The sequence below is a fragment of the Nocardia sp. GP40 genome (genome assembly GCF_050434125.1).
GTDB lineage: Bacteria > Actinomycetota > Actinomycetes > Mycobacteriales > Mycobacteriaceae > Nocardia > Nocardia albiluteola.
The window spans coordinates 281,096-294,069 of sequence record NZ_JBNPVW010000001.1 but is presented as its reverse complement, the minus strand read 5'-3'; the positions used below and the strand labels follow the sequence as shown (position 1 = coordinate 294,069).

Annotated in this window: 1 protein-coding gene (cut by a window edge); it reads left to right on the top strand. The window is 70.0% G+C overall.

Going from position 1 to position 12,974, the window contains the following annotated elements; genetic code table 11:
* A protein-coding gene (locus tag ABH933_RS01255) for an ADP-ribosyltransferase (protein WP_429414120.1) crosses the window boundary here: on the top strand, window positions 1-12,974 show its final stretch. It extends 21,673 nt beyond the left edge of the window; the window shows 12,974 of its 34,647 coding nt (coding positions 21,674-34,647); its start codon lies beyond the left edge, outside the window; it ends in the stop codon at window positions 12,972-12,974.

The window sequence follows — 12,974 nt, the reverse complement described above, 5'->3', positions numbered from 1 at the left end:
GCCTGCTGCCCATGCCCGGCGCAGCGATCACCCTGCAGCCGGGAAGCGACCAATTCCTCACCCTCATCGATCGTGACGGCCGGGAGATCCCGCTGCCGCGAAAGATGTCCAGGATTCGCGCCCGGGAGATCGTGGACGACGGGGAGCGGTACTACGAGATCCGGGAGCCGGGCGAGCCGCGCATCCGCATCCCCGTCGCCCTGGCGGACGCGGGCTTCCGGTTTCGGCCGCCCCGGGGCTCCGACCCCGACGGGCGGTTGAGCTGGACCGCGGACGGCGGTGAGGTCAGGTTCCTCGGAGCCGACGCGCACGGCCGACCGGCCGCCGTGCGCGTCGCGCCCGACTCGCCCGTGGTGGTGACGCACCTGGGTGGCTCGTCGCGGCGGGTGAAGCTCCCCGACGGCGAGCCAGTCGAGATCACTGCCCCCGACCAGCTGTTCCTGGATCTACCCGATATCGCGGAGCGGCACGACGATCCGCTCTTCGGGCCGGAGGGACCCCAACCGCAGGACGCCCGACAGGGCGGGACCGGCGACTGCATCCTGATCGCCTATCTCAAGCAGCTGGCCGCCCGCGACCCGCGAGCGATCCGCGAGATCCTGCACGATCACGGCGACGGCACGGTCAGCGTCCGGTTCATGGTCGGCCGCACGCCGACCTGGGTCCGCGTCGAGAAATCGATCTATGTGCGGCGCGGCGGGGACAGCGGGTACTTCGCCGGTCACGAACCCGGAGAACCCCTGTGGGCCAGCATGATCGAGAAGGCCTACGCGATCCGGTTCAACGAGGGCAACGGCTATTACGGCTACCCGCTACTGGCCAAGCAGGTGGCCGAGCCGGGAGAGCGCCTCGGCAAGGGCTTCTACCGGGCACCGGACCGCCCCGCGTACGCGGCGTGGAATTCCGAGCTGAACCGGATGGTCACGGTCGAACAGCCGGCGCGGCAGCAGCCCGTCAGCAGCGTCAAGGACAGTGATTTCCTGCATCCGCTCCGGTTCGATGCCGACACGCTGCACGAGCTGATGATGCGCGCCCGGGTGCGCTCGGACGTGACGAACAACCAACTGGCCGAGGCCGATCCCGAGTTCTCGCGCCTGGTGGCGGACAGCTACGACCACTGGCAGAACCGACGGCTGGCCCAGCGCACTGCGGAGTGGGACCGGCTGCACCGCACCCATGGCAACGACACCGCCGCGATCGACGCCGCGTGGGAGCGGTTCGAGGCCACCGAGGAGTTAAGGACACCCCGCGGCTTCCGCGCCTATCTGGACGAGCGGCTCCCGCAGCGGTGGGAGGCCGAAAAAGCCCTGCTGGCAGCGTATTACGACACCATCTACGGCGGGGACGCCAAGGACCGCGCCCTGCCCGCGAACTCCTGGGCCGCCCGGGCGATCGGGCAGCGTGTCCGCTACGCGCTGGATCGCGGCGACAAGATCCTGATCGGCACCGAAAGCTTCGGTGGCCGGGACGAAGACGATACCGCGGTGCCGGGTCTGGTCCAGGGGCACGCCTACGCGGTGCTAGATGTCGAGCACGACGAGACCGGCACCCCGGCGCGGCTGCTACTGGAGAACCCGCACGACAGCAACGCGCTCGTTGTCACGCCCGCCGCCGGCATCGAATACCGCCTCGACCCGGAAGCCCGCGGACCGGCCGACGCGAACGGTCACCGGCACCGCATCGCCCCCGACGGCACCGAATACGGTGTCCGGCCCAACGGCACCCAGTACCGCCACGATCCCGACGGCGCCGCGTACACCATAGATCCGGACGGGACCCGGTATTACAGCCGCGGCACGGACGACACGCTGCACATCACCTATCCCGACGGCAGCAGATACTGGCGGACGGCCGACGGGACCGAATACCGCAGGACGGCCGACGACGCGGTCACCCGGAAACGACCGAACGACAACGCATGGCGGCCCACCCGCATCCGGCAACCAGACCTGACCATCCCGCGCCGGGGCGGCGTGCTCGCCGTCGACCTCGAACACCTGCCGAAATTCAGTAATCTCACGATGAGCGGCGCCGGCGCGCACGCGCTCCTGGACAAGCCCGAACCGCAGACGGCCCCCCAGGGCACGGTGCCGCACCGCCCCTCGGGCGCCGAGCTCCGGACTCCGCCGGCGTCCGAGCCCGAACGGCAGGAGAACGAACCCCCGGCGCTCGACGAGGATCTACGCCCGGAGGACCTGCCGAAACTCGGCGTTCCGGTCACCGTGCCGGACCTCGGGGGCCCGGACGACCTGACCCTCGTCGACGACAGCGGCCAGATTCACCAGCTCCCGGCCGCCGGTGCGACCTATGCGACGCTCGTCGCCCCGCCGGACGCGCGGCACTACTACGACCTTCATCTCGCGGACGGGCAGACGCGGCGGATACCCGTCGATCTGATGGGCGGCTTCGATTTCCAGCCCGGCCCGCCCGGCGGCCCCGGCACGCTGAGCTGGGATCAACCGGGCGGCGAGGCCCGAATCCTCGGCCACGACGCGTCCGGCACGGCGATGGTGATGGCGGTGCCGTACGAGTACACCGTCGTGGCGAAGCCCGGATCCGGGCCGTGGCGGTGGATCACCTACCCCGGGAGCACGACCTGGCTCCGCGTCAACGCCCCGCACGACGTCCTGCCCGAGCTGCCGGCACTCGTCGATCGGCGTGCCGACGACCTGTTCGGGCGGAACGGGCTGCCCCGGGCGCAGGACGCACGCCAGGGCGCCTCCGGCGACTGCTCCCTGCTGGCCACGCTCAGGACCAAGGCCGACACCAATCCGCGGTCGATCCTGCGGATGCTGCACGACCACGGCAACGGCATCGTCTCGGTCCGATTCACCACCCACCGCACCACGGACCCGGACACCGGCGCCGAGATCCCGCACTTCGAGTGGGTGCACGTCACCAAGGAGATCTACGAGACACCCGGCTCCGCGACCGGTCACTTCGTGCGCCACGAACCGGGAGAACCCCTGTGGGCCAGCATGATCGAGAAGGCCTTCGCCCAGCGCTTCGGCAAGAAGGACGGCTACCACTCGCTCACGGACGGAGCACACGCCGGCCACGTGGCGGCGCTGCTGGACGAGGGCTCGTACCGGGCCGAGAGCGCACCGGGCTATCAGGCCTGGAATTCCGAGCTGCAGCGGGTGGTGACGGTCGAACAGTCGGCGCGCCAGCAACCCAGCCGCAGTGTCCACGCCGAGGACATCCTGAACCCGCTGGCCTTCGACGCCGAGACCGTGCACGGCCTCGTGCGCACCTACCTCCTGCACGACCGGGTGCGTTCGAACATCAAAAACACCTGGGTGCCCAAGGCCGACCGCGCGTTCTCGCGGGCGGTCGCCGACAGCTACCGAGACTGGTACCGGCAACGTGACGCCGTGCACGACCAGAAGAAGGCGGAACTCGACGCCGCCCATCCGGACGATCCGGCCGGCTGGGACGCCGCGTGGGAAACCTTCCTGAGCACCGACGGCCTCGGCGCGCCCGACGGGTTCCGCGCCTACCTGGACCAGCGGTTCCCGGATGCCTGGCAGACCGAAAAGGACGCGCTGACAAGCTATTTCCGCGAGACCCACGGCGGACCGGCCGAACATCGGCTGCTGAGCAACCGGTCCCGGGCCGCCGCCCAGCTGCTCGGCCGGCAGATCCACTACGCGCTCACCCGCGGCACCGGGGTGACGATGGCGACGCTCGAGTTCGGCAATACCCACGAAAACAGAACCGCGGTCCCGGGATTGGTCGGCGGCCACGTCTTCGCGGTCCTGCGGGTCGAACACGACCGGACCGGCAAACCCGCGCGGATTCTGCTGGAGAATCCGCACGACCAGGAGGGCGCCTACCCGGTCGTCCCGGCCGCGGGCCTCGACTATCGCCTCGACCCGGGCGCCGACCACTACGACACCGACGCATCGACGGGCGCCCGCTACCACCGGGTGCCGAACAGGAACGCGGACGGCACATCCGACGGCACGTACATCGAATATGGCGTCCGCTCGGACGGCACGCAGTATCGCAGGTACAGCGACGGACCCGAGTACCGCATCGCGACCGACGGCACGCGATACCGGGAGGACCCCGACGGCACGCTGTACCGCCTCGACCCCGACGGCGCACGGTATCGCCGGGTGGGCCAGGTCGAGTATCGGACCGACGCGAACGGCGAGAAATTCCGGAGGGACCAGACGACCAACTGGCTTCCCGACCCGGACCGCATCGACCCGGCGCGGGATATGACGATTCCGCCCCGGGGCCTGATCATCGCGGCCGACCTGGCGCATCTGCCGAAGTTCCAGGCCTTCGGTATGACCGGCCCCGGCGCGCACGCCCTCTACGACTCGGACCACCCCGGCCCCAAGGCCAAGCCCGCCACCAGGGCGATCCCCCCGACCTTGCTACCCCGGACCATTCCGACGTCCGACATCGAGGACGGCGAGACCTATTTCGGCTCCCTGACGAACCATATCGAGGAGACCGACGCCGCGTACGCGCGCCACGACACCGGTGTCGAGCGAACACGATTCGATCCGACGGACCTCGAGCCTCGCGCCCTGCCGCACAACGATCGCCTGGAGAATCTCACCGCCGCCGAGAAGGCGACACTGCTGCCGCTCGCCGGATTCCCCGTCGCGATCCCGCATCGCACGATGCCCGACGGCGGCGACATGCTCACCCTGGTCGATCACCTGGGCCAGGTGCTCGAGCTGCCCGCCACCGGCAGTGTGCCCGCGAGACTGGCCGCGGCGAACGGGCGCCCCCAGTTCGTCATTCGACTGCCGGACGGTCGGATCCGGCGGATCGACGCCGCGCTGATGTCCGATGCCTACCGGCCCGGTCCGACGGGCAGATCCGGCGTGCTGAGCTGGAACGTGCCGGGTGGGGCGGTCAAGATCCTCGGCTACGAACACGGCGATAAGCCGACCCTGACCCCGGTGTCGCTGCCCAACGGCGGCGCCGTCGTGACGAAACCCGGGAACGGATCCTGGCGATCGGTGCGGATCCCGGGCACCCGACGATGGATCGACGCGGGCATTCCCCGCGATATCCTCCCGCAGCCGGTGCGACCAGTCACCCGGCACGACGATCCGCTGTTCGGGCCTGACGGGTTGCCGAAATCGGGAGATGCGCGCCAGGGCGCGGCCGACAACTGCTTCCTGGTCGCACCGCTCGAGCGCATTGCCGACACCGATCCGCAATCGATCGTCGACATGCTGCGGGATCGCCGCGACGGCACGGTCGAGGTCCGGCTGCGCGTGAACGGGGCACCGACCTGGGTCCGCGTCGAGAAGCGCGTCTACGCCCGCTGGGGCAGCGACCGCGGATACTTCATCGACCACCGCCCCGGGGAACCGTTGTGGCCCGCCATGATCGAGGCGGCCTACACCCAGGTCTTCGGCGGCGACGAGGGCTACCACAGCTACCGGGAGGGCGGCCTCCCCGCGGAGGCCGCCGAACGTCTCGGCGTGGGCTCCTACCGGGCGCCGTCCGGGCCTACGTACGAGGCATGGGATTCCGCCCAGAACCGGATGGTGACCGTCGCGCCGCAGGCACGACGGCAACCCGTCCGCAGCGTCGATGACGGCGGCTTCCTGGATCCGATGCGGTTCGATGTCGACACCGTGCACGAACTGCTGGGCGGCGATATCGAATTCGCCCGCGAGATCGCCGACAGCTACGACGCCTGGCAGCGGGCGACGCTCGCCGCGCGCGAATCCGAGCATCGGCGCCTCGCGTCCATTCACGGCGCGGATCAGGCCGCCTACGACGCCGCGTACGCCAAATTCCTGCGCACCGAGGATCCCGGCTCCCCCAGCGGGTTCGGCAAACTTCTGGACCGGACGTTCCCCGGACGGTGGAGCACCGAAAAACGAACTCTCCTGGACTATTACGTTGCGATGTACTCCGGTGACCGGAGGCACGCGGTACTGCCCGACCGCTACTCGATCGTCGGCGAGACGGTAGGCAACAGAATCGACCACGCCCTGCGGCGGGGTACCACGGTGACGATCACCACCAGCGAATTCGGTGTGGGACACGAGAACTCGACCGCCGTGCCCGGATTGCTCGGCTTCCACGTCTATTCGGTTCTCGGAGTCGAACGCGATGCCGTCGGCACGCCCGTGCGGCTGCTGGTGGAAGACCCCTACGATTCCGTCGGGGGCTATCCCGCCCCTGCCGGGGGCATCGAATACCGGCTCGACCCGGAGGGAATCGACTACCCCGACGGCGCCTCGTACCGCCTGGCTCCGGACGGCACCGAATACGGTATCTACTCCAACGGTATTCAGTACCGCCTGGATCCGGACGGTACCGAGTACGGCACGGACGGGCACGGATACCGCTACGTCCAATTCCCCAACGGGGTAGGCGACGAGGTGCACTCCGACGGCCGCAGGAGCATCCGCCTGCCCGACGGGACCGTACTGTCGACGACCCCGGACGGCCTCCCGTTCCGGAGGCTCCCGGGCTGGACCGCGGACGCTCCCGATCCGGGGCGCATCGATCCCCCCGATATGACCATTCCCCGCCGCGGCGGCATCCTCGCGGTCGATCTCGTTCATCTGCCGAAATTCTCCGGCCTGGGGATGAGCGGCCCCGGCGCGCTGTCGCAGTACGGACCCGAGCGCCCGGCACCGACGCGCACCACCGCCGGGCGTGGGGCCGGGGGCACCCTATCGGTCGACCGACCGCAGGACGGCTCGGCACCACCACCAACCTCGCAACTCGACGACGCCGCCGCCCACGATCGGATCGCCGCCGACGCCGCCCCGGCTCCGGGATACCTCGACGGCGCGGTACGCCGATTCCACAGCTCCGAGGAGGGTGAGAAGTACGGCCGCCGATACCTGCGCGCGTGGGACCGGCTGTCCGAACCCGTACGCGCCGCCCTGCACACCTACGAGAGCAGCGGTCTGGTCAACCAGATACTGCGGCACTTCTCGGACCGGGAGCTGGGCACCGACTGGGCCGCCCGGCTCCGCGACAGCGGCCGGATCGCGTGGGTGCTCTCCGCCCACACCGACGATCCCGATCTCACCGCCATGATCGAGCGCCGACATGAGCTGGCCGCCACGGATATTCACGCCGACGAGGACACCGCGGCGGAAATCCGGGCATTGGACAGGGTGCTGAACGACCCGCGACCGGCGGCGGCATGGGAACAGATCCGGGCCGACGCCGATCTGCACCGCACGCTGAGCAAGCGCTTCAGCTTCTACACCGACCCCGACGCCGTCCGGGAACACATCGAACTGCTCGACGAGGCCACCGACCGTCCGCTACCCCTGCACGAACCGGTTCTCGTCGTCCGCGACCTCACGGACATCGGCTTCGCGACGATCGACGAGCACGGCACCACCCTCGCCGATCTCGACCTCGACGATCCGGATCCCCGACGCCTGATCGGCACCGTCCAGCACGAGCCCGGATACCTGTCCACCTCGGTCGGCCCCGAGACCGTATGGGGGCGCGACTACCGCCTGGAACTGGTGGTGCCGCCCGGCGCCCGCGGGGTCTACGTCGGCGACGACGGCGTCTATTCGACTCAGCGGGAACTCGTGCTGGCGCGCGGCACCGCCTACCGGATCACCGATGCGTGGACCGACGAGGACGGCACCACCGTGCTGCGTGCGGAGGTCCTGCCGCCGTCGGACTCCGCACCCGACGGTGCGTCCGCCGCACCGGATCCCGGTTCCGGCGATCGGCAGGGTCCCGCTCACACCGAACCCGCCGCGACGACCGGTACCACCGCGGGCTCGACCGTCCACCCCACCTTCGCGCGGCCACCGGCCCTCGAAATACACCACAGCACAGCAACTCTGGCCATCACCCGTCCCGACGGGTCCATCGTCCGGATATCCGACGGCAGCACCCGACGATCTGGCGTCTCCGATGACACCACCGACACCACCGCCAACGCCACCGACGCCCGAACCGGCGCCGCCGCGCACACCGCCGACCGTCCCCCGACGCCCGACGGCGTCGCGAGCGCGCCGGACCCGCGCCTCGAATCGGATGCCGCCGAGTCGGCCGAGCCGCTCAACGACTGTGCGTCGCTGACCGTCGACGAGTTGCTGGCGCGCACAGACAGCCCGGTGGTGCTCCGCCTGCCTCCTCCGCGAGGCCCGTCCGGGAACTCGCGGAGCGAACTCGAATTCGCCGCGGGCGCGCGGCTGAGATCGTTCCGGGACTACGCGGCGATCGCCGAGGACCTGCGCGCCCTCGGCGACGGCGCGGTGGCGCTCGTGGTCGACTCCTACACCTCCGTCGACCGGTACGGCATCGGCGGCCACGCCTACCTGATGGTCAACGAGCACGGCACGATCATCGTGGTCGATCGGGGCCTCGATCAGGTACACGGATTCCCGCCGGTGGCGCTGCGGGAGATGTCCGGCACCGAGGCGATTCTGTATACCGCGCAGGGCATTCCGCGCGACTTCGTCCGACACGCCTACGGTCCGGTCCACGATCCCGCGGATCAGGGCCTGATCGGCGACGACGGGGTGCGCCGGTTCGATTCCGACGCCGCGGGCGACAGCTTCGGCTTCCACCGGCTCAACGTCTGGCACGACCTGCGGGACACGGTGCGCGCCGCGCTGCACTCCTATGAGGACACCCAGGTCGTCAACTTCGCGCTGCGCAACGCCGCGACCGACGCGGAGCTCGACGACTGGATCGAGAACCTGCGCCGCAACACCGAGGTCGTGCGGATCGTGAGCCGTCCGCGCGGGTCCATCGCGAGATTCGCCGCGCTGCAGGAACGACGGGATGCGCTGGCCGCCAAGGACAACCGCACCGAGGCCGATGACGAGCAGTTGCGGCTGATCGAGGACATCCTGAACGACCCGCGCCCCGCCGCCCGGTGGGAAAGGATCGCCGCGGCCGCCCGGCTCGATCGCATCCTGCGCATGCACTACGACATGCACTACGACCGGGATTTCGATCGGGACGCCGTCCGCCACGAGACCGCCCTGCTCGACGAGGCCACCCGGCGTCCGCTGCGCCTGAGCGAGCCGATTCGAATCGTCCGCGCCCTGAAGGACATCGACTTCATGGCGACCGACGAGCACGGAACACCGCTGGGCGACGGGGACCCGCAGCGCCTGCTGAACATCATCCAGCAGGACCACGGCTACCTGTCCACCTCGGTCGCGCCCGGCACGGCCCGCCTCGCGGGCGGATCCAATTACCGTGTGGAACTGACCGTTCCGCCCGGCGCGCGCGGTGTGTACCTCGGCAACGACGCGACCAATCCGGAGCAGCACGAACTCCTGCTGGCGCGCGATACCCGCTACCGGATCACCGGCGTCGAGCAGGACTCCGACGGAATCACCGTGCTGCACGCCGAGGTGCTGCCCCCGCCCGCCGAGGAACCGGCTCGCGACGAACTGCGCGTCGGCTCGCGCGAGCGCGGAACCGATGAATCGGCTCCCCGGCCCACCCAACCGACCGCGGCCGAGACGACGGACGGCGGCACGGCGCATGTCTCGGCACCCGGCGACCCGCGCGGCCCCGCCGACCATCCCGGGCTGCGCAACAGCGAGGGCATCCCCGCGACCGTGCGAAACATTCTGAATCGCAAGCACATTCAGCTCGAGATCGCGCGGCTCGACGCGACCGCCCGCGCCGGGAGACCGTCCTCGGGCGACCGGCGGCAGCTGCGAAACCTGAAATCCGCGCTCACCGACCTCTACACCGCCGAACTCGACGCCGCCCTCGCCGCACCGTCCGGCGGCGGAACCCCGGGGTACCTGCTCTCCTTCGACCAGGAGCCCAAGGGACGGCACGGTAGTGCGAGCCTCGCGTTCGGCGCGGACACCGCGGGCACGGTGTTCTGGCGTGCTCCGGAGGGCACGACGATCGGCTCGACGGCCGCGCGGCTGCTTCGCGCATTCACCGGCCCCCGCGATCGGATCCGGCACCGGCTCGACGCGGCGGTCTCCGACGGCAGCACACCGCATTCCCTGATATCCATCGAGAAGCCCCGGACCCGCATCGGCCTGTCCTCCGGGCACAACAACCTGTGCGGCCCGCTCACCGTGGCCGAACTCCTGCGCCGCACGAACAGTCCCCTCGTCCGCCGCCTCGCCCATCGCCTGGGGCTGAACGGCGTCACCCGGGAGGAGCTCGAACACGCGCTCGGGGCCTGGCTGCGTCCCTTCCACGCTCATCACCACATCGCCGACCAGTTGCTCGCCCTGGGCCATGGTCACCTCGCGGTCGTCGTCGACGACTACGCCACCACCGACGACGACGGCATCGGGTCGCACGCGTATCTGCTCGTCAACGATCATGGCGCCATCACCGTCGTCGACCCCGGATTCGATGTGGCGCATGCGTTCCCGCCGCAGCCCCGGCGCGAACTCGGCGCCACCCGCGCCGTCCTGTTCACCCCCCACGGCCACCCGGCCCACCCCGCCCCGGACCCCGCCGATCCGGCCGCACATCCCGCCCACCCCCTGGGCCACATCGCCGCCGACGGCATCCGCCGCTTCCACACCGACGAGGCCGGGGCCGCGTTCGGCCGCACCCGCCTGCGCACCTGGCACCTGCTGCCCGAACAGGTGCGTGCCGCGCTCCGCGCGTACGAGGAATCGTTCCTGGTCAATACCGTGCTGCGGCAGCACATGTCCGACGCCGAACTCACCGCCTGGGCCGAGCGGCTGCGCGAGAGCAGCGAGATCACTCAGCTGCTGACCGCGATCCACGGCCGGGTCCCGGAGCTGTCCTGGATATTCGGCCGACGAGACATGCTGCTCGCCGACGCGTCTCGGTCCGCCGACGAGGACAGGGAGCTGTCGGCGCTGACCGCCATCCTGAGCGACGCCCGGCCCGAGGCCCGGTTGGAACAGATCGAGAGGGACGCCGAACTCTACGACGAGATCTCCGCGAACCACGGCGAGCACCTCGGCCGGAACTTCGGGCCGGACACGATCCACGACCAGATCGCCCTGCTCGACCATGCGACCGCACGCCCGTTGCCGCTGACCGAACCGATCCGGGTCATCCGCACCCTCGACGATATCGACTTCCTCGCCACCGACGAGCACGGCAACATCATCAACGTCCCCCAGCACGAACCCGCCTACCTGTCCACCTCCGTCCGCGCCGGCGAACGACTCGCGCCGTACCGCATGGAGCTGATCGTGCCGCCCGGCGCACGCGGCGCCTATATCGGCGACGACGGCATCCACCCGGGCCAGCAGGAACTCGTCCTGGCGCGCGGCACCAACTACCGGATCCTCGCCGTCGAAACGGACCCCGACGGCGTCACGGTCCTGCACGCCCAGGTGGAGCCGCCGACGGCCACCGGCGGCGGCCGGCGCATAGGTCTCGACGGCCAGGACACGACATCGCCCCCCGGCGACCCGATGGAACTCGACGGTCAGGACACCGCATCGCCCGCATCGGCGAATACCGCACCGATCTGGAATCCCCTGCCGGACAACCACGAGCACCTGTTCGAGGCCCTGTCGCGACTGCGAGGAACTCCGACGGCGCGCGACGCGCGCACGGCGCTCGCCGACCGCATCGAGCAGAATTTCGACAGGACTCTCGGATCGTTCATCACACCCCGGTCGCGCGAGATCAACCGGGCCGAGCAGACCCGCCGCGGCGGACTCGACGCCCACTATCGAGACGGCCGGCTCACCCCCGACCAGTGGACCGCCGAAACGAGCCGCCGACGGCAATTCGACACGGGTTTCGAACAGTATCTGCGGAACGAACTGCGGCAGTTCATCGCGGGCCTGCGCGCACCGCACTTCCCCACCGATCACATGATGAGCTTCCTGCTTCCCTTCGTCGCCCGGGAGCTGTCGCTCAATCTGATCGTGCTGCCCCCCGACGGCCCGCGTATTCTGCTCCAGCACAACACCTCCGGCGCACCGTTCGCGATGCTGTACGGCTCCGTCGAGCGCCCCGGGCAGATGCGGATGGCGATGGCCGCCGACGGCAGCGCCTTCGCGCTCGACCCGGCGCACCTGAACACCCCGGCGGCGTTCACCCCGCCACCCGGCCACGCGCCGTCGCCGCCGCCGGCCGAAACCGGGCACGGCATCGGACATCTCGACGACGACGGCGTCCGGGTATTCGACACCGACGCCGACGGGCTGCACTTCGGCAATACGGTCCTGGACCGGTGGCACGAACTGGATCCGGCGCAGCGGCACGCGATCTGGGCCTATTTCGAACACGCGGAGATCAATTACTTCCTCCGGCGCGGACTCGACCGCGCGCCCGCGATGCTCGATCGCATCGCCGAGAACAGCGCATCGGTCACGCTGCTGACAGCCCTGACCGGGCCGGGCACGCTGTCGCTCGCCACCCTGGCGGCGGCGTACCGCGGCGGTGAGGCGGCCGTGCACAACAGGATCGGGGATCCGGACCGGGCGAGGGCGACCTGGCAGCGGCTGCGCGCGATCATCGAAAGTCCGGCACCGGACCGCGCGCTGAGCAGAATGCTCGAGGACCACACCGAGGTGGGTTGGGCCCGCACCTACTACCAGCGCTACTTCGGCCTGCCGAGAAGCCCCGAAACCCTCGGCCACTTTGCCGATCTGCTCGATCAGGCGACCCGGCGGACGCTGCCGATCACCGAACCGCTGCAGGTCGTGCGGGGTCTGCACGACGTCGAGTTCATGTTCGACACCGACGGAAATCGCCTAGGCGACAGGAATCCCGGACTGCTCGAGGGCGCCGCACAACAGGAACTCGGTTACCTGTCGACCTCGGTCGGCCGGAACATGGTCGTCACGCCGGACGGTGAATTCCGGTACCGGCTCAATCTCACCCTGCCCGCCGGGACCCAGGGCCTGTGGATCGGAGAACACGGCGGCCTGCCCGGCGTCGCCGAGCTCATGCTTCCCCGCGGGACCGTCTACATCATCGTCTCGGTGACGCAAGACCCGGACACCGGCGTGATCGTCCTCGACGCGGAGGTCGTGCCCGCGGATATGATCGAACAGATCGATTCGGAGTAA